Origin of the sequence: Mesorhizobium sp. M7A.F.Ca.US.007.01.2.1 (assembly GCF_003998165.1) — a bacterium.
GTDB classification, from domain to species: Bacteria; Pseudomonadota; Alphaproteobacteria; order Rhizobiales; family Rhizobiaceae; genus Mesorhizobium; species Mesorhizobium ciceri.
This window is the reverse complement of sequence record NZ_RZQP01000131.1, coordinates 1-17452: the sequence shown is the minus strand read 5'-3', so window position 1 is coordinate 17452 and position 17452 is coordinate 1. Positions and strand designations below refer to the sequence as shown.

Here is a 17452-nt window from a genome sequence, read left to right as displayed (position 1 = left end):
TCCAACACCAGCGCCTTCTGGCCTGGTTTCAGCGCCACGCCATAGAGTTTGGCGCGGCTGACATAGGCGCGCGCGGGCTGGACCCGCCAGCGCCCGGCATCGATGGCGGCATCGGGCGGCAATTGCGGCGGGGCGTGGGCGGGCAGGGCGCCGAACGCGCCCATCAGGCCGGCGACGAGCAGGGCGGCAATGGTTCCCGCGCCGGCCGTTATCCAGGTTTGAAATTTTGAGCGGGCAGTCTTGAACATTCCAAACTATGCACGTCGAACGGTCAGCCACCCCTGCGCAGTCTAGAAAGAAAAAATGGCTGATGGAACCCGCAAATGGCTGGTCCAGTCCTCACGCCGCTTCCCTTGCCCAGAGCCTGTGGCCATGGCGGCGGAAATAGCGCGCCACCAGGCGCTGCTGCTTGGCCCTGATCAGGTCGGGCAGGCGCCGCTCCTGGCGCCAGCGCGGTATGTTGCGCCAGCAGGCTATGAAGCGGGCGGCGTCCTCGATTGCCTCCTGCGCCGAGAGTGCCGGACCGATAGCGGCCAGGAACAGCGCCTCCGACGGTTTCAACTCGTCGATCACCGCCTTGCGCCTGACGTGATCCTGACGGGCGTGGGCGATGCCGCTGCGACGGATTGCTTCGAAGGCTTCAAGCAAGGCCAGGCTGTCGCCGGCGTAGCCGCAGGAACGGGCAAAATCGGCGGCAAAAGCGTCCATTATCGCTCCCGGGTCTGATGCAGTGGGCAGGTTCGTACCCGACTCACATTTTCATACATTTATGAAAGCATAACTCAAATTACGCTAGAAGAAAAACTTCTGGGAAAGTTTGAAAACTGCGACTCGACTCCCGGCGTAAAACACAGGAATATGCGAACAAATCAGGAACAAAGACGAGGCAGGGGCGATGGCATTGCCGGGCAAGGAACCAACGATCGCGCATGTCGCCTCGATCTCGGTCGAGTGCGCCGATTGTGGCCGCAACAGGTGGTGGCGACCCGATCAGCTGAAGCGGTTCGGGGTGACGGGGAATACGCCGCTGTCCGCTCTGTCGGGCCGTATCGTCTGTTCGGCCTGCCGCGCCGACGGACTGCCGGGGACGGCGATTTCGATCCAGGCGGCGTTTGTCGACGAGCGCCAGCGCGTGCGCAGCGAAGCGCGGATGCTGAGCGACAGGGATGTGCCGCTGGAGGGATCGCGGCGGGCTTGAGTGGGAGGGTGCCAGCGCTGGTTCTTCCTTCTCCCGCAGGGGGAGAAGGAAGAGCGTCCCTTGCTCAATACCCCAGCAATTCCTTCAGCGGAATCACGCGCCAGACATGTTTGATGGCGTAGCGGTTGAAGGTCAGCGTCTTCGGCGGGTTGTACTGCTCGACGACCAGCTCGCCCGCCGTGCGCTTGACCAGCTTCTTGATGAAGGCCTTGCCGTTGCGCTCGTTTTCCTCCGGGAAGGTCTCGATCACCACATGGTCGCCCGGTACGGCGTCGCGGCCGCCGCAATAGATCAGGTCGCCGGGCTCGTAACGCGGCACCATGGAATCCGAGAGCACGTGCAGGGCGAACACCTTCGGCAGGTTGCGCACGCCCGGCGGGCGCTGGACGTAACCCGCCGGCTCGCCGTTGAAGGTGAAATCGCCATCGTCGCCACCGACAGCCGCGCCCAGCACCTCGATGTCCATCGAGCTGGCGGGTAGTGGACCCGCATCGGTGACGATCTCCGCATCGGCAACCGGTCCGGCATCGTCGAGAAACACGACCTGCCCCTGGCCCAGCGCAACCGGGTCGACGCGCAGGAAGGCGGCGGTCTTCAGCAGGTTCTCGGTCTTGGGCAGATTGCGGCCGGTTTCCCAGTTGCCGACGGCGGCGACATCGGTGTCGTTGTGCTCGGCGATGTGGCGCATGACCAGGCCGCGCTGCTTGCGCGCCTTGCGGATCGCCGCTCCGACCTTGATCGACAGTTCCGTTTTTGCCATGGCGCCCATGTGAGGGATGAAAGCCGCTCTCGTCTATGAAAGAATGGCTTGCATTTATTTTCGAGTTATGCTTATATCCGGTCATGCAAAACCTGTCCAGCTTTGATGGCGCCGAGTCGCCGGCCTCACGCGAGGCGCGCCCGGCGGTCATAACCGCCCATTCCCTTTCGTCCCGGCCGTCCTCCTCCCCGGCCCGGATGAAGCCCGAGGCCCAGTGCTTGACCGCACGAGCCTCGGGTCCGGTCCGCCGCCTGTCTCCGGCGACCGGAACGGCCGGAGCCGCCGCTCCCAGCGGCTTCGGCCCCCAATTCGGCCGGCATGGCGCCGGCGCTGTTTTTGCGGCAGGCCGATCCTGCATCCGCACCGAGGACGGCACCGTCATCCTGTTCGACAGGCTGACGGGCAGGGCAGTTTCCGCCCTGGACAGAAACACGGCCGAAGCGCGGCTTCTGCACCTTGCCGGCGGGAAATCGGCCCAAGCCGGCTGAGGCTGGCCGGCTGAGAGCCGGCTCTTGAAAAACAACCTGACTGCGGCCTGGCGACCGGGTCGAACCTTGACGCTGCCCGACGGCGCGCGGCCGAACTTTGGATGGAGCTGGATATGGCAAGCTATAGCGACGCGGAATTGCACGAGATCGCCCGCTGGCTGAAGGATGGGTTCTCAGCCTCCAGGATTGCAGTCGCGTTCAGCGCGTTGCGCGGCAGTCCGGTGTCGCGCGACGCCATCATCGGCATCGTGCACCGCAACGCCATGCTCGGCGCGATCGGCTTTGCCAATGGCAAGGGGCCGCCGCCGCGATCCAGGCAGGCCGTGGGCAAGCGCGCTGGAAGCAAGCGGGCGAGTGGCGCGTCGGCGAAAGCGACGCCTGTCGTCGGCAAGATGGAGGGCGTGCTTGCCGCCAAGGACATCCATGCGCGTGAAGTGGCCCGGCCCAGGCGCGCGCATTCGTTCGTGCGCGAGGTGGGCGTGCTGATCGCCGACGGCGTGGCCTATCGCCTGGAGGCGCCGGCGCCGCCGCGCGCGGCCATTGGCCGGCAGCCGCATGGCGTGGCGATGCGCTTCATCGATTGCCTGTTTTCACGCTGCCGTGCGCCGCTGGATCTGACGGTGGAGGGGGATCCGGACATTTCTATTGCCGAAGAGGGGGCGCCAGGCAGCCGCCCAGGCGCCGACATGCTGTGCTGCGGCATGCGCACCGGGGCGCTGAAAAGCTATTGTACCTACCACCAGGCGCGCTTCCAGCGCCGCGTATTTGTTGCGACGGGGTGAGGTTTGATCTCTTCTCCCCCGTTCACGGGGAGAAGGTGCCGGCAGGCGGATGGGGGGCAGCGCTGACGAGGCAGGATGGAAGCTGACATGAAATTCAAGCATCCGATTCAGATGCCACTTACCGAAGCGCTGGCGCCGCCCCTCATTGCCCTGCCGGGCGTTCGCTGTTCGAAAAGCCAAGCAATTGGCTTTTCGTCCGCCGCGCGGATCACACCTCACCCCCGTAAACGGGGAGAAAGAAGCAAAGCCCTATTTCGGCATCTGCCGGCCTTGCTTGGGCGTGCGGCTCTGCATGCTCCTTGCGTCCATCGCCATCGGCGGGTTGCCCTCGCCGACCAATATGCCAGTCACCCGGGCAAAGCCGGTAAACACCTTCATGGCGTCGGCTTCGGAAATCTGGGCGGCAATCGCCGCGCTGCAGGCGTTCAACGCGCTGCGGTAGACATGGCCGCGCCGCTCCAGCGGCCAGCGCTGGAGAAAATCGGCGGCTTCGCTGACGCTGTCGATCTCTTCGATCTCATCTTCCACCCGCACTTTGAGCGGCACTCCGGTTTTCATCGTACCCACGGCGTTCACCTTCGCTTTGCGCGCGGCTCCAGCTACCGCACCCATAAACGCGCCCCGCTGGGGGCCGGTTGCATCAATTTTTCGGGCGGCGCCCGCTCCTCACGGGCTAGCCACCGCATCCAGCCAGTCATGGGCGCGGCTTTTGGGCCTGTCGACCAGTATGTTCTGCTGCTTGGCCGCCCTGGTGAAGGCGTCGAACGCGATGCGCTGGCAGCAGATGCCGTCCACGGCGAGCGTAACCAGCCGGGAAGCCTCGAGATAGCCAGGCGCTGTCTTGTCGGGCCATTGGTGGCGCAGTGCCTCGGCGGCTCCGGCCACCGAACTGACCAGCATGGTTTTGTTGTCGCAAAAGCGCACGGTAACCGGCATGAAGGCTGTCATCGGCGAACCTCCCCTTGGCATGGACGCGACATAACGTCGAAAACTCGCGCCGGTTCCATCAGCCTGGATGCCGGACGGCAGGGATGCTGGCGCGGCGGCGAAGAGGCGACGACCTACGGTTCATTGAAGGCCAACCGAGCAGCGCTCCGCTCCGCTCTGCCACCGCGTGGGGAGATGCCCGGCAGGGCCGAGGGCGCGCGAAGGATCGCCACTTGCCGGCCTCCACCACCCATCCCAACCAGGAGCCTCCCATGAGCAAAAAGACCAGACCCGCAAAACCGCAGGCGCCGAAATTGCCGAAGGGCGAGGCCGAGCAGGTGCGCATACGCCGCGAGATCGGCCATGATTTCGCGCTCAGGGATGACGCCTTCGGCCGCAAGCGGCTGGCAGCGGGCACGCTGGAGGCTGCGCGTGTCTACGAAGTGTCGAATGACGGCTACGCCGCGACCGGCGGCATCGTGCGGCTGCGCGCCATCGATGCGCTCGTCGGCATCACTTCGCTGTCGCGCCAGCAGCGCGAGGCAGGCCTGCGCTACCGCGAGGATTTCCGCTGCAGTCAGCAGGCTGATGTCAAGCCGATGCGCTGGACCGAGCGCATCGACGGCGGCCGCGAGGGCGGCGGCATCGCCGACAGCGTTCTCGACGCCGGCAGGGCCTATGCCGCCGCCACAAGAGCGTTAGGCCATTGGGAGGTGGCCGCCGTGGTACGACAAGTCTGCTGCGCGGACGGTTCCCTCAAGCGCCTGTCCGAGCAGACCGGCGAGGGCCGGAACGTGGTGACGAAGCTGCTGAAGGTGGGGCTGGATCTGTTGGCAGTGCATTATGGGATGATGATGAGGAGGCGGGTGGGGTGAGCGGCGCAAATATCCGGCCGGCGGCGCCGGCCGGATCATTTTTCACAGGATCAGATCATCGGCAGACGCGGATTTCCTCGACGATCCTGTGGTGATGGCGCCAATGCTTGACCAGTGCGATGTGGCAACGGTGGTGACGGTGGTAATAGCGCGGCCTGTAGCCGTTGTCATAGGCGTCGTACTGGTAATAAGGGCGATAGTAGCGATCGCCATAGTCGTAACCATTGTAATAATCGTCGCCGTAATAGTCGTCTGCATAGCCGCCAATGCCGATACTGATACGGCTGCGGGCGTCGGCGGGGGCGATCATCGCCGCCGCCGAAGCAATGGCGATAACCGAAACAAGCAGGAGCTTTTTCATAGCTGCCTCCTTTTCAAGGTTAGGCTAATATAACTGCCGAGTTGCAGCCTCGTTCCACAGATTCGTAAGATGTGACGAACAATGCAGACCGGGGCGCAGATGCCCAGGCGCCTAAAACAAGGCCCTCTCCAATGGCCCCGCCAGTGTCTCGGCAAAGCCCGTCGCCAGATGGTGCCTGTCACGAAACGCCAGCTTGCCCGATATGACGACGTGGCAGGTGGTCGGGCCGCAGAATTGGTTGGTGAGGTCGATGTAGCGGGTGTCGGGCACGCTGGTCACCACGGCGCGCTCGGTGGTGGCGGTGCTGTCGTTGGCGGCTTCGGCCCTTGGCGTGTCGCAGTGCGGCGAGGGTGCCTCGCGCCACCACAGGGTGCGCGCCACGCAGGAGCCGGCGAAGCTGGCGTTGATCGGCGTGTCGCGGATGACTGCCGTCTCGACACCGGCCCGGCTGAAGGCCTGCAAGGTCGAGCGCAGGCCGGCCTGCCAGCGCGCTACTTCGGCGGTGCGTTCGGCGGCGGGCAGATCGCGGGTCAGATTGCCGATGGAAAATTCGGAGATCACCACCAGGCGCGGCTTGCGGCGGATGATCTCTGATATGGCCTGCTCGCGCCAGGCGTCGCATTCGGTGTAGTCGCGCTTCAGCACCGTGTTGAAGGTGGAGAGCCGCGAGGCGCGGCACGATGATTTGAGGTAGGTGACCACCTTGGTGTCGTTGCGCCTGGCTGCTTCGATCAGCGGCGTCGACCAGTGGTCGGCGTGCGAATCGCCGAACAGCACGATGGTGCGGGTGGCATCGGCCGGGCCGAATGTGCAGGGTTTCGGCGTCACCGTTTGGAAGTCGGCCAGGCAGTTCTTGTCGACGGCCCGCGCGATGGAAGGTCTTTCGGCCGCCTGCTCGATGCCGCGCTGCTCGGGACCGATGTTGCGCGTGGCCAGATGCGCATTGGCGTAGGCGACCGCCACGCCGGCACCGGTCAGCGCCAGCGCGGGTGCGAGCGCGCGAGCGCCCACCGTCAGCCAGGCGCCGCGTCGTGCCGGGTTCTCGATGAGGTGATAGGTGAGCACCGACAGCGCCAGCGCCAGCACGCCGCAGCCCAGCCGCTGCGGCACCGTAAGATCGGGCGTCAGCATCCCGGCGTAGACGATGACCGGCCAGTGCCAGAGATAGAGCGAATAGGAGAGCGTGCCGATCCATTGCAAGGGCGGCAGCGACAAAGCGGTGGCCGGGCCAAGGACGTGCCGGTCGGTCCGCCCGTTGGTCTGTTCCCCGCAGCCGCCGCTCAGCAGCACCAGCACGGTGCCGGCAACCGGCAGCAGTGCATACCAGCCGGGGAAGGGCAGGTCCTCGCTCAACAGGCGATAGGCCGTCGCAATCAGCGCCAGGCCGAGCCAGCCAAGGGCTGGCCGCAGCCAGATGCGGTGCTGCAGCAAAGCCATGGGGACCAGCGTCGCCAGGCCGCCGGCAGCGAACTCCCAGGCGCGCAGCGGCGAGAAATAGAAGGCCCAGGCCGGCGCCGCGCTGGTCAGCCACAGGCAGGCGGCGAAGGAGGCGAGGCCGACCACGCCGATCATGGCTGCGGCCGTTCGCCGGCCCGGCCGCAGCCAGGCGGCCAGCAGAAGCAGCGCCGGCCAGGCCAGATAGAACTGCTCCTCCACCGACAGCGACCAGAAGTGGATGAAGGGATTGCTGGTGGCGTCGGCGGCGAAATAGTCGAACGACCAGCGCAGCAGCCACAGATTGATGGCATAGGCGGAGGCAAACATGGCGCCGCGCGAATAGAGCGCCTGCTCCTGCGGCGCCAGGATGAAGTAGCCGGCGGCCAGCGTGACCAGGATGACGAACAAAGCTGCCGGCAGGAGCCGCCGCGCGCGCCTGGCATAGAAGCGCCAGAGGTCGAGCCGGCCGGTCTCGCCGAGCTCCTGCATGAGGTGGGTCGATATCAGCCAGCCCGAGATGACGAAGAAGATGTCGACGCCGGCAAAGCCGCCGGGGAGCGCGGTGAGGCCGAAATGGTAGGCGACGACGCCGCCGACGGCGAGCGCGCGCAATCCTTGTATGTCCGGCCGGAACGATGCTGCCACGACGGCTCCCTCGTGCAAGCCCAGCCCCTGTGCAATGTCGGCGGTGCAGGCCGATATCGCAATGCAACAAATTTATCGCAGTGCAACATGGCAGAAATGGGGAGATGGGCCGGGTGCCGGCCGGGCCCGATCCTTGCGTGGCTGGCTTGTCTGCACACCTGCGGCAGACGCAAAACAGCCCCGCGCGGGGCTGTTTCTCATTCGGGTTGCTGGACTGCTACTTGCTGCCGCCGTTCGCTTTCACGCTGCTGCAGAATTCGGGATGGCTGTTGGCCGCAGTGGCGTCCTTCGCCTCGTCCTCGCAGGCCTTCATCATCGCGGTCTGGTCGTCCGGCGTAAGGGCCTTCCAGGCTTTCACGAAGTCGTCGTTGCTGACCATCGTCTTCATGCTGCTATCGGTGTAGAAGGGCTGCATCTTGGCTGGATCGTCGAGAGCCGACGTTTTGGCAAACGCCGCGCCGCCGACCATCGAAAGTGCCATGGCGCCCAAGCAGATCATCTTGATGTTCATGGGTACTCTCCTGTTGCTTTGGGATCGTCGAAGCAACGATCCATTGGAAAACGACAGGTTTGGGTGAAAGTTCCGGCATTTTTTGCGCAAAAAAGCCGAAACGAGGAAAAATATAGCCGAAAAACTTGAAACTTTCCCCGATTTTTCCCGTAGGGGGCGAGTTTATCGGGTCTCTCGTGCGAGACTGACCACCAGTCGATCGACGCTGGGGTCGTCGAGGCTGACGATATGGGCCATCTGCAGCGCCCGCTTCATGCTGACCCTGGTGACGTCCTGCCGCATGATGACCGGCACAAAGGCCGGCCCCGATCCTGTGAGGACGATCGCCTTGCCGACCAGAACCGGTTCGGAGATGGGAGCCCACTGTACGGTCATGATCGAGGGCTCGCTTGTCTGGCGGCGGTTGATGCCTGTGAAATAGATCCAGTTCAGGCGCGAGATCGCTACGCCGTAGTGGTTGCCGGGCATTCTGGCGCCACCCTGGCCATCGCCCGGGGCCCACCGCGTCACCCGCCGGAAGGTGACCAGCTCGGCCTCACGTCGCAGGAAGGTGACCGAGCGCATCAGAAGGTCGGGGCGGCCGGGAACCGAAAAATAGGTGAAATAAGTGCCGCCGGCGATGGCGGGCGACGGCGGCCGCACCATGTTTTCGTACAGTGCCTCGCGCAGCGATGCGTTGCCGTCGCCCTTGGCTGGGGGAATAGCCGGCTCGCGATACAGCTCGTTTTCGTCGATCTTGAAATAATCGCAGATCAGCCTGGCGGTGGTTTTGTTGGGCACCGCCTTGCCTTGCAGATAGCGCTCGAACTGGGTGCGATTGATGCCAAGCTCACGGCACACCGCGCTGACGGAAGCGTGGCGCTGGACCAGCCGCCTGAGATTGGCGGCGAGATTCTCGCGAATTGGCACGACATCTCCCCGACAGACGTACGGACCAGTATTCAAGCGATAGCTTATATACACTTGCATGCCGTGGCGCTGGCGCGAAGATGGACCTTTGGCCAATAGGCAACGATCCCGTAGAGCGTAGGCTGTACGATTCTGACAGTCCGGCTATGCAAGCCGCGTAAATGGGCGTATTTCGGTGGCAAGAGCGACCTCGGATCGGCCTCTCGACATCCTGTAATGGAGGGCGGTTTGGATCATACCGACCTGGTCGAGCTTCTGGACTACACGCAGGCGCAATTGACGAAAATCCGCCAGGCGGTCGCGGCAAGCGATCACGCCGGTGCCATGTTCACCATTGATTGCCTTGTCGGAGCGGCGGCCGAGCAGACGAAGTGCAAGCTTGCAAGCCTGGAGCATGCCGGCTTGCCGATCAGCAAGGATGGGCCGATCGGCAGGGATGGGCCGATCGGCAGGGATGGGCCGATCGGCAGGGATGGGCCCATAAAAGGCGGTGCGGCACCGCCCGGCAAAGCGACATCGGGCAAGCCGGATGCCGGCGGCAGCCGCTCCTGATCAGGCCGCGCCGATCTCGCCGATCAGCCTTGCATATTCGGCCTCGGCTTCGCCGTAACTGCCATTGGCGAGTTCCAGCAGCCCGGCGCGGTCGCGAATGACGATCTCGCCCCGTTTCGAGCGAATCAACGCGCGGCCTTCGAGCAATTGAAGCGCGACGGTGACGCCTGGCCGCCTGACACCAAGCATGATGGCCAGGAATTCGTGGGTGATGGCGAGATGTTCGCCGGGCACCCGGTCGTCGCACATGAGCAACCATCGCGCCAGCCGCTCCTCGAGCTTCAGCCGCGCGTTGACGAGCGCGGTGCAGCCGGCCTGGGTTTGTAGTGCGTTGACGAAGCGCAGCAGGAACATGCGCAAGGTCGTACTTGCCTCCAAAGCTGCCTTGAAAGCGCCGGCTTCGATGCGGATCGCTTCGCCTTCGAGTTGGACAAAACAGGCATGCGGCGCACGGTCGTCGCCCATCACCAGGGAGTATCCCGTCATGCCTTCGAAGCCGATGAAGCCCACTTCGGCCTCTTGGCCGCTTGCCGTGCTGGCGACCACCGAACCAATGCCCTGTTCGATGAAGTAGACGGCCTCGATCGGAACATTCGGGGTCACCAGCATCATGCGCAATGGCAAGTCGCAGCGCTGCATGTGCGGCTCGAGCAACGCCAGATCATCCGCAGGCATGCGCCGCAGCAATTGGTTTCGGTACGGATGGTTCCCGTCGGGATTGGGTTTTTTGTCGGGATCAGAGTTTTTGTTGGGATCAGACATGGCGTGGCCCAATGCAGGGCAAGAGCCATCCAATCTCCCAGCCGTCCGTGCCCGTAAAAACGTGAGGACGATGGCCTATGTATAGGGGCTCTGAACGCAGAAAGATATCAATGCGATATGAAATTCGAAGCACGGCGCCCCCCAACGCCTGTTCGCATATGAAAAGATCGGCCTGAATGTTAGTGTCGGAAACGTACCAAACGCCATTTGGTACAAAACCGACATATTTCATGAGAGCGCCGGATCACGCCGATAAAATCCGCTGGCCAATGAAAAGCGCCATGTCGCGCTGGGCCTGGGGACCGTTCGAAGAAGGGGGAGGACCGGGGGGAGAATTGTACGATAGTTACTGTGATGAAGGCCGATGTTGACTCTTGCTCAGCCCGATTTCATTTTTTGACCCACAGCGTCTAAAGCGCATCGCGTTTGATCCGATTTATGCGATGCGCTTTAGGGTCTTTGTTTATGCATGTCGTTCTCCCAAAGCCGAGGTCACTTTTGGACGACATGCATCAAAAGTGGCCGCTGCTCCGAAAGGGGCTTCTTATGTCGAGCCTTCGTAAGCGCAATCCCGGTCTCCATCCTTCCGATCTGCAACTGTGCCAGCGCGTCTTCGATCGGGTCTGCCTGGAGCGCAAATTTGATCGCATGTCGGGGGAGTCGGACGTGCAGCTTCTGGCAGCCACGGTGTTTTCGCTGTTCCAGAATGGCTGCCGCAATGAAGGCGAGTTGCTTGAGAGTTTCAGGCGGACCCGCCAATGACCAAGGCCAGGATCACGTCCGCGGCACCGGCCGAAAACGAACCTTACGACGCTGCGGTCTTCGCCCGGAAATACGGCATGTCGCGGAAGGCCGCGGAGGTCGTGCTGTCCGCGAATGGACCGTCCAGAACAGCCTGTGACGCTGCCGCCCGCTCTTTTATGGAAGCGGTTGCCCGCAGAGCGAAGAGCAGCCATAAACACTGATGCTGCGCCTTGAGCGACTGCCGTCTCGCCGCCGACCCGCGGGCGCGTCCAATGCTACCTTCATCGAACACCGTGAGGCGTCAGCCTGTCGGGCCGATCGGACCGGTCACTCCTGAAGTGGCTTGCTGCGCCGTCACGGCGGAGAGTTTCTGCCGTTTGAGCAGCATCGGCTTTTCATAGATCTTCTTCATGGTCACGGCCTCCCTCCGCAAAGTTCGATTGCGGCAGCGTCATCGCCGGCCGCGCTCCTGTCAAGCGGACCTGGTCGAGGGCCGGCCAACCCGAACGAAAATCCACGCCTCAATTCCTGTCGGCCGGCTTGGAACGCATGCGCGAAACCGTCTCGCGCTCGGCGCGTTTGGAGCGCAGCGGCGGCAGGTCGCGGTCGATCAGGTCCATGTCCTCCAGCACCATATCGCCCATGCGCTTGAAGGCGATGTCGAGCGCGCCGGCGCGGTGAGCCGAGCGCAGGAAGCCGGGCAGGGCGCGCACCGGATGGTCCCGCGCCAGCGGTTCTTCGGGAAAAACGTCGCTGGCGGCGACGATGTGGCCGCTCTTCACCGCCGCCATCAGCGCCGGGAAGTCCACCACGCCGGCGCGGCTGAGCAGGATGAAGGCAGCGCCCTTGCGCATGCCGGCAAAGGCGTCGGCACCGAGAAAACCCTGGTTCTCGCTGGTCACCGAGGCAACGACGAAGATGAAGTCGCTGGTCGACAGCACCTCGTCGAGGGAGGCCGGCTCGACGCCATTGTCGATGAGGATCGATGGCGGCAGCCATGGATCGAAGACTTTGGTGCGGGTGCGGAAGCCCGACAGCAGCCGGTTGAGCGCCCGGCCGAGATCGCCGAAACCGATGATGCCGACATCGGCGCCGGACAAGAGCCGCGCCGTCTGGTTGCCGTCGCCGCCCCACAGTTCCTGTCCCTGGCGGAAGGCGAGGTCGGCATCGACGATGCCGCGGGCGAGATTGAGTGCCATGGCAAGGCCAAGCTCCGCGACCGGCTCGGCGAACACCAGGCCGGTGGTGACGACATGGATGCCGCGCGCGAACAACGTCTCGTAGGGCATATTGTTGATGAGGTTGGTCTCGACATTGAAGACGCAGCGCAGTGTCTTCATCCGATCGAGCGTTTCGGGCGATATGGGCGGCTGGCCGATGATATAGCGCGCCTCGGCCAGCACGTCGGCCGGCAGTTTCGCGACGCCGTCAGCGGTCGTCTCGACGATGCGATAGTGCGCCTTGAGCCGCGCCAGCTGCCGGGCTGTGAAGATCAGGTCGAGCGTGCGTGGTTCAGGCGCACTGATGACCAGCGGCAAGGCGCTGTTGGACATGACTATTCCCTCTGTTCCCCAATGGCCAAAATACCTTGGATGAAACGATTTACAACATCGCGCGGCCGAGGAGAGCGGGATTGGCGCTGGGATGAGGTGACCTGTCGGAGCCGATATGTGCCGGCAATGCAACAGTGAAGAATCGTTTGACCGCGATGGCGTGGATACGACGTAAGAACCAGTAATGGCACAATTGACATGGGGCAGGGAATTGGTTCTGCTGGCGCCGTATCAATTCGGAGGGCACTTTACAGTGAAGAAATACGAGAAACCAACCTTGCAGAAGCGCGACAGGCTTTCGGGTGTCACGGCCCAGACTGCCCCATCGACACCTCCGCCGACGGCAACCTGAGCGGTTGGCGACTGACGCCTTCGCCCTATAAGGGCAATCAATATCGGCGATAGGGCGCCACTGGTCGCGCCCTATCGCATATTGGCCACGGGTGCCCGCCGTTGTCCCAGATGCCGGACCTTACGGCCGATGATCATCAGCTGGCGCGCGGTGTTGTTGCGCAGGCGCCGCACGCGCCATTCCAGCCCGGTGTCGGCGGTAATCGACTTGGCATAGTAACTGACCCGCATGCCATCCTCATCGGCAGCCACCTTGACCGGGTCGTCATAGAAGGCGTTGATCTTGTCAGCCGCCATGCCTGGAGTTTCGAGCCAGCGTGGAATGTGAACCGAATGGAGCTGATCGACATCGGTCATCACGCGGCCGATGCCGACGCCCGGCGTCGGACACGTGGTACAGAAAGCATCGCCGATGAAGATGACCCCGTCGCGGCGATGGCCTTGCGTCGTGCTCAGACTGATCTGCCTGACCTCGACAGGACTCGCGACTTCGAAGTTGCCGCATCGCACGGCTATTTCGGGCATCAATTCGCAGAGCATCTTTTGCGGCTCCTGGCGGAACGCCCGCGTCCACGGCTCGGCCACATTGCGATAGAGGAACATGTTCGCCCGCATCTTGTCGCCGAGGGGAAAGATGCTGATGTAGGCGATACGGTCGGCGGCCCGCCTGCTGTAGCAGGTGACGGACTGATGACCGAAATCGCTGGGCGAGATGGCGAGGTCGAATCCCATCGACAATGAATGCGCCTTCGATTGCTCGATACGCTCGACGCCGACGGCGCGCCGCACCGCCTCGCCGTGACCGGTTGCCACCACCAGCAGGCGGGCATCGATGACGGTGCCGTCGGCCAGCACAAGCCGCTGCCGGTCCGGTCCAGTCGAGACTTCGGTTACCTTGCCGACCGTCAGCGGCACTTGCGCAGGCAAGGCGTCGCGCAGGCCATTGATCAGCGCGCCATAGGAGAATGTGAATTCAGCCTTCTTCTCATGCGCGAAGAACTGGCCGAGGCGAAAGACATGCGTGTCGGTCGTGGAGGTGACGAGACGCTTGAGTGTCGCATCGAGGCCGAGCTTTTCGAACAGCAGCATCTGGTCCATGCCGATCTTCTCGGCCCGGAATTCCTCGTGGTGGACGCGGTGCGGATCGATCAGCGCCACCTTGCGGCCGGCTCGTCCCAACAGAATTGCCAAGGTCGTGCCGGCCATTCCGGCACCGACGATCGCCACATCGACTTGGGCCGGGCCAGCCTCTGAGATACTCATTTTGCTGCTCTTTCTGATGGCAACGGCGCGTTTCACAATCTCCGGTAGAAAATATCTTCCGGACCTAAATCAACCGCAAGCAACCGGCGCGCGTGCTTGGTAGTAACCAATGTTTAGGTTAATCGCGGGCCCGCTGCTTCCAGCGCGGTGCGATCGCCGAGCCATCGATGAACTCAAAGCCGCCAGCCTCGTTGAGCGTGTGAAGTTTACGCCCACTCCATAGCGCACCTGGATTTAAGATGGTTTCAACGACCTGCTCCATGCCGATCAAATCAAGGTGAGAAATGCGTGCGATGCCAAGCGCCGCGCCGTAGCTCCTGCGGCAGTCCTGGACCGGGCGCAGCAGGTCGTTGCCGCGCCTGACCATGCGGCCGGCCGGCCGCACCGAGGCGATATCGATCAGCACGGGATTTTTGGGGTGCGGCGTCCAGGGGCCGCGAAAATCCGGCGCCGACCACAGATGCAGCGCGTCGGAGAAGGCGCCGCCGCCGTCGCGGACGGTGGCGAACAGCCACCAGGCGCCGCCATGCTCGACAAGCGTGGCGTCGCTGGCGACGACACCGGACAGAAGCGTCGCCTCCTTGACCCATCCGCCGGGAAAAGCTGTGGCCCGGTAGAGATCGACCGTGCCGTTGGCGCAGCTTTCCGGCACCATCCAGACCTCGCCGTCGCGCTCGAAGACGAAGGGGTAGGAGAGATGGTAGGGCAGCTCCAACACCGGTTCAGGCCTTCCGAGCGGGCCTGCCGGGCCGAAGGGAACGGCGGAGATGATGGCTTTGCCGAGCCGATGGATATAGTCCTCGACGAACAGGGTCAGCTGGCCCTGGTAGAGGATGGGGAACGGATCGGCGTAGAAGCGGCTGCCGTCGTCCGGCAACTCTTGCCAACCCGACGCCGGATGCGCGCGCAGCTCGAACAGATCGCGGCTCCCGGTTTGCCGCCAGCCGACCTTCCAGTGCGGCGCGTTGTAGCAAAGGTGATAGATCTTCTGGATGATCCGCCGCGCCAGCGCCTTGCCGGCCCTGACCCCAAGCTTGCCCGCCGAGGGCATTGGCGGCGGGCCGCCCACCTGCGCCGGTTCGGGCAGATCAGGCACGGACTTTGCCGCGCCTGACATGGCAGCTATGATCAGGCTTGCTGTGCGCGCCAGCATATCCTGGAAGGACGCCAGCGCGATGCCGCCATATTCGGTGCCCAGACGCCCGGCGGCGATCGCAACGCCGTTCTCCTCGATGCGGGCAAGCGGCGTGCGACCTGCGAGGATCAGGGCCAGCAAGGCCGCTTCGCCGCTGGCGCCGTCATAGGTGACGCGCCAGATCCGTGTGTTTTCCAGCCTGACATCGCCGCAGAGGTCGATGACGAGGTCAGGCGAAGCGGGGGACTGCCGGTAGGGCGCGAGCGCCGAAAGCGGCACACGCTTGGCCAGTCCATCATGGGACAGTCCGTGGATCGCCGTTTCGAGTTGAAACAGGGCCGCGGCGCTGCGCGGAATGCCACCGCCCGCCGGCCTGACATCGACGGACAGTTCGACGTCTTCGAGCGCGGCAAGGCGCTCCAGCAGCGTGACGTGAAAGGCGCGGACGCAGTCGCCGTCCAGGCGGAGGCTTATCTGCATGTTGGAGGTCCGAAAAGGCGGTGCCCGGCCTTGCCGGCCAGACCGGTCCGGTCAAATTGTAACCCCATTTGCATTCGTCTCCGCTCGCTGCGTAGCCAACACCTCGATATGTATATTTTTAAGCAAATCGCGTGCCAAAATTCACGTCACCTCTCAACATAATTAACAATGTTTTAACAGTTGGAGGAATAGCTAGGTTAGCGCCGCAAACTGATCTTGCCGGCATATGGAGTATTGTCGGAGGCAGCCATGCAATCATCCCTGCCCATGGTTCCTCAGCAACACTCCCCGGATCCGGCACGCGCGGGATCATATGCAGCCTCCACTGTCGAACTGGGCGATCTGAAGCGCATCCTGGTGCGCCGCCGGTTCTGGATCTTCGGCACCGTCGCACTGCTGACGCTGGTCGCCCTGCTCTACGGCCTATTCACACCGGCGCTCTACAGCTCGGCGGCGGAAATCCTGATCGATCCGCAGGACCTGCAGGTGGTCACCAACGACGTCAATCCCAGCCGTATCTCACCCGATGGCGGCATCACGCAGGTCGAGAGCCAGGTCAGCGTGGTCCAGTCGACAGGCGTGCTGATGCGGGCGATCGCGGCGACAAACCTGACGCAGGATCCGGAATTCAATGGGCAGGGCTTGCTGTCGCGCCTGCTCGGTTCGGCATCAGCCGAAGGCGACAGGTCGGTGCAGACACTCGACGCGCTGCGCCGGCGCCTGGCGGTGAAGCGGGCCGACAAGGTCCTGGTCCTCGACGTCATCGTCACTGCCAAGAGCGCCGACAAAGCCGCCCTCCTGGCCAACGCCATCGCGCAGGCCTACCTGGTCGACCAGGCGAGCGCGCGCGCGAAAATGGCCAAGGACGCTTCCGAGTCGATCACCGCGCGGCTGGACGAGCAGCGCAAGCGCGTCCAGCAAGCCGAAAACGCCGTCGAAGCCTACAAGTCCGCCAACAACATGGTGATGGCGGCAGGCAATCTGGTCAGCGACCAGGAACTGACCGAGATCAACACGCAGCTTGCGGCGGCGCAGAGCCGCACCGCGGCGCTGAAGGCGCAGGTCGACCAGATGCGCCGGCAGAGCGGCACGCCGGACGCAACTTCGGAAGCAATGCGCTCGGCGGTGATCTCGAGCCTGCGGGCGCAGGAGGCGACGTTGGTCGACCAGGTCTCGCAGCTCGGCACGGAGTTGGGGCCGCGTCATCCCTCGCTGATCGCAGCCCAGCAGCAACTGCGCGACACGCGCCAGCTGATCGCGCGCGAACTTGGCCGCATCGCCACCGCCACCGAGACCGACTACGAACGGGCGCTGGCCAACCAGCAGGCGCTGGAAGCCAAGGTCGCCGGCATGAAGAGCAAGTCGCTCGACACCGATCAGGCCTCGGTGCGGCTGCGCGAATTGCAGCGCGACCTCGAGGCGCTGCGTTCCGTCTACTCGAACTATCTCCAGCGCGCCCAGGAGACGCGCGAGCAGATCAATGTCGACAGCACCAATGCGCGCATCATCTCCAACGCCATGCCCGCCTTGAAGAAGAGCTGGCCGCCTCTGCCGCTGCTGTTGCTGGGCGCGATATTCGGCGGCCTTGGGCTCGGCACCGGTCTGGCGCTGATCGCCGAATATTCCTCGCCGACGGTGCTTTCCAGCGCCCAGATGCAGTCGGCCATCGACGCGCCGGTGCTGGGCGTGGTGCCGGCAAAGTCGGACACAGGCCGGCGC

At 63.8% G+C, this 17452-nt stretch carries 20 protein-coding genes and 1 pseudogene; 7 read left to right on the top strand and 14 right to left on the bottom strand.

Translation table 11 applies throughout. The features are described from left to right. Together EN949_RS21900 and EN949_RS21895 are read right to left on the bottom strand one after the other, a co-directional pair. A pseudogene (locus EN949_RS21900) lies at window positions 1–248 on the bottom strand (hypothetical protein); the annotation flags it as partial. Between the two features lie 91 nt (window positions 249–339). Further along, a complete protein-coding gene (locus tag EN949_RS21895; protein ID WP_013530581.1) occupies window positions 340–708 on the bottom strand; it encodes a hypothetical protein in 369 nt (122 codons plus the stop codon). 187 nt (window positions 709–895) lie between these two features. On the opposite strand from EN949_RS21895, the gene EN949_RS21890 reads away from it, so the two are divergent. After that, window positions 896–1198, top strand: coding sequence for a hypothetical protein (locus EN949_RS21890; RefSeq protein ID WP_024501757.1), 303 nt, complete (start codon window positions 896–898; stop codon window positions 1196–1198). 64 nt (window positions 1199–1262) lie between these two features. On the opposite strand, the gene EN949_RS21885 is transcribed toward EN949_RS21890, so the two are convergent. Further along, a complete protein-coding gene (locus tag EN949_RS21885) occupies window positions 1263–1967 on the bottom strand; it encodes a helix-turn-helix transcriptional regulator (RefSeq protein ID WP_013530583.1) in 705 nt (234 codons plus the stop codon). 209 nt (window positions 1968–2176) lie between these two features. Between EN949_RS21885 and EN949_RS21880 the strand changes: the two genes are divergently transcribed. Continuing rightward, window positions 2177–2446, top strand: a complete 270-nt coding sequence (locus EN949_RS21880) for a hypothetical protein (RefSeq protein ID WP_224621898.1) — start codon at window positions 2177–2179, stop codon at window positions 2444–2446. A 113-nt stretch (window positions 2447–2559) separates the two neighbouring features. Beyond that, window positions 2560–3228 (top strand): GcrA cell cycle regulator, encoded by a 669-nt coding sequence (locus EN949_RS21875; protein WP_063170293.1) that lies wholly within the window; start codon window positions 2560–2562, stop codon window positions 3226–3228. A 249-nt stretch (window positions 3229–3477) separates the two neighbouring features. Here EN949_RS21875 and EN949_RS21870 read toward each other — a convergent pair whose 3' ends face one another. Both EN949_RS21870 and EN949_RS21865 read right to left on the bottom strand, forming a co-directional pair. Next, window positions 3478–3786: a DUF982 domain-containing protein gene (locus tag EN949_RS21870; RefSeq protein ID WP_032808047.1), complete on the bottom strand. Its 309-nt coding sequence runs from the start codon at window positions 3784–3786 to the stop codon at window positions 3478–3480. A 108-nt stretch (window positions 3787–3894) separates the two neighbouring features. Continuing rightward, window positions 3895–4176 (bottom strand): DUF982 domain-containing protein, encoded by a 282-nt coding sequence (locus EN949_RS21865; RefSeq protein ID WP_013530587.1) that lies wholly within the window; start codon window positions 4174–4176, stop codon window positions 3895–3897. A 251-nt stretch (window positions 4177–4427) separates the two neighbouring features. Here EN949_RS21865 and EN949_RS21860 point away from each other — a divergent pair, with 251 nt between their 5' ends. Then, on the top strand, window positions 4428–5030 hold the full coding sequence (locus EN949_RS21860) for a DUF6456 domain-containing protein (protein WP_127370037.1): 603 nt from the start codon (window positions 4428–4430) through the stop codon (window positions 5028–5030). Window positions 5031–5085: 55 nt separating this feature from the next. On the opposite strand, the gene EN949_RS21855 is transcribed toward EN949_RS21860, so the two are convergent. From EN949_RS21855 to EN949_RS21840, 4 genes are all read right to left on the bottom strand, one after another. Continuing rightward, complete coding sequence (locus tag EN949_RS21855) at window positions 5086–5391, bottom strand: hypothetical protein (RefSeq protein WP_027160843.1); 306 nt, start codon at window positions 5389–5391, stop codon at window positions 5086–5088. A gap of 111 nt (window positions 5392–5502) precedes the next feature. Continuing rightward, a complete protein-coding gene (locus tag EN949_RS21850) occupies window positions 5503–7473 on the bottom strand; it encodes an acyltransferase family protein (protein ID WP_127370919.1) in 1971 nt (656 codons plus the stop codon). A gap of 217 nt (window positions 7474–7690) precedes the next feature. Beyond that, window positions 7691–7984 carry a hypothetical protein gene (locus tag EN949_RS21845; protein WP_013530594.1) on the bottom strand — a complete coding sequence of 98 codons (294 nt, stop codon included), beginning with the start codon at window positions 7982–7984 and terminating at the stop codon, window positions 7691–7693. A gap of 162 nt (window positions 7985–8146) precedes the next feature. Further along, window positions 8147–8893 carry a helix-turn-helix transcriptional regulator gene (locus EN949_RS21840; protein WP_127367426.1) on the bottom strand — a complete coding sequence of 249 codons (747 nt, stop codon included), beginning with the start codon at window positions 8891–8893 and terminating at the stop codon, window positions 8147–8149. A gap of 228 nt (window positions 8894–9121) precedes the next feature. Here EN949_RS21840 and EN949_RS21835 point away from each other — a divergent pair, with 228 nt between their 5' ends. After that, entirely contained in the window at window positions 9122–9445 is a 324-nt protein-coding gene (locus tag EN949_RS21835; RefSeq protein WP_127367427.1) for a hypothetical protein, read from the top strand. Here the strand turns inward: EN949_RS21835 and EN949_RS21830 are convergent, their stop codons facing one another. Further along, a complete protein-coding gene (locus EN949_RS21830; protein ID WP_164746004.1) occupies window positions 9446–10120 on the bottom strand; it encodes a Crp/Fnr family transcriptional regulator in 675 nt (224 codons plus the stop codon). A gap of 585 nt (window positions 10121–10705) precedes the next feature. On the opposite strand from EN949_RS21830, the gene EN949_RS21825 reads away from it, so the two are divergent. Then, window positions 10706–10969: a hypothetical protein gene (locus EN949_RS21825; RefSeq protein ID WP_013530598.1), complete on the top strand. Its 264-nt coding sequence runs from the start codon at window positions 10706–10708 to the stop codon at window positions 10967–10969. A 283-nt stretch (window positions 10970–11252) separates the two neighbouring features. On the opposite strand, the gene EN949_RS21815 is transcribed toward EN949_RS21825, so the two are convergent. From EN949_RS21815 to EN949_RS21800, 4 genes are all read right to left on the bottom strand, one after another. After that, window positions 11253–11363, bottom strand: a complete 111-nt coding sequence (locus EN949_RS21815) for a hypothetical protein (protein WP_082826510.1) — start codon at window positions 11361–11363, stop codon at window positions 11253–11255. 109 nt (window positions 11364–11472) lie between these two features. Beyond that, a complete protein-coding gene (locus tag EN949_RS21810) occupies window positions 11473–12504 on the bottom strand; it encodes a hydroxyacid dehydrogenase (protein WP_063168637.1) in 1032 nt (343 codons plus the stop codon). Between the two features lie 423 nt (window positions 12505–12927). Then, entirely contained in the window at window positions 12928–14118 is a 1191-nt protein-coding gene (locus EN949_RS21805) for an NAD(P)/FAD-dependent oxidoreductase (RefSeq protein ID WP_013530602.1), read from the bottom strand. 118 nt (window positions 14119–14236) lie between these two features. Then, window positions 14237–15733: a hypothetical protein gene (locus EN949_RS21800; RefSeq protein WP_063168636.1), complete on the bottom strand. Its 1497-nt coding sequence runs from the start codon at window positions 15731–15733 to the stop codon at window positions 14237–14239. A gap of 249 nt (window positions 15734–15982) precedes the next feature. On the opposite strand from EN949_RS21800, the gene EN949_RS21795 reads away from it, so the two are divergent. Beyond that, window positions 15983–17452 (top strand): GumC family protein (locus tag EN949_RS21795; protein WP_127371773.1); only part of this gene is annotated, 1470 nt, incomplete at its 3' end.

Coding starts and splice junctions, on each gene's coding strand:
- EN949_RS21855 (WP_027160843.1), bottom strand. CDS start 5,391: ATGAAAAAGCTCCTGCTTGTTTCGGTTATCGCCATTGCTTCGGCGGCG.
- EN949_RS21895 (WP_013530581.1), bottom strand. CDS start 708: ATGGACGCTTTTGCCGCCGATTTTGCCCGTTCCTGCGGCTACGCCGGC.
- EN949_RS21865 (WP_013530587.1), bottom strand. CDS start 4,176: ATGACAGCCTTCATGCCGGTTACCGTGCGCTTTTGCGACAACAAAACC.
- EN949_RS21815 (WP_082826510.1), bottom strand. CDS start 11,363: ATGAAGAAGATCTATGAAAAGCCGATGCTGCTCAAACGGCAGAAACTC.
- EN949_RS21830 (WP_164746004.1), bottom strand. CDS start 10,120: ATGCCTGCGGATGATCTGGCGTTGCTCGAGCCGCACATGCAGCGCTGC.
- EN949_RS21805 (WP_013530602.1), bottom strand. CDS start 14,118: ATGAGTATCTCAGAGGCTGGCCCGGCCCAAGTCGATGTGGCGATCGTC.
- EN949_RS21800 (WP_063168636.1), bottom strand. CDS start 15,733: ATGCAGATAAGCCTCCGCCTGGACGGCGACTGCGTCCGCGCCTTTCAC.
- EN949_RS21885 (WP_013530583.1), bottom strand. CDS start 1,967: ATGGGCGCCATGGCAAAAACGGAACTGTCGATCAAGGTCGGAGCGGCG.
- EN949_RS21875 (WP_063170293.1), top strand. CDS start 2,560: ATGGCAAGCTATAGCGACGCGGAATTGCACGAGATCGCCCGCTGGCTG.
- EN949_RS21860 (WP_127370037.1), top strand. CDS start 4,428: ATGAGCAAAAAGACCAGACCCGCAAAACCGCAGGCGCCGAAATTGCCG.
- EN949_RS21810 (WP_063168637.1), bottom strand. CDS start 12,504: ATGTCCAACAGCGCCTTGCCGCTGGTCATCAGTGCGCCTGAACCACGC.
- EN949_RS21845 (WP_013530594.1), bottom strand. CDS start 7,984: ATGAACATCAAGATGATCTGCTTGGGCGCCATGGCACTTTCGATGGTC.
- EN949_RS21870 (WP_032808047.1), bottom strand. CDS start 3,786: ATGAAAACCGGAGTGCCGCTCAAAGTGCGGGTGGAAGATGAGATCGAA.
- EN949_RS21890 (WP_024501757.1), top strand. CDS start 896: ATGGCATTGCCGGGCAAGGAACCAACGATCGCGCATGTCGCCTCGATC.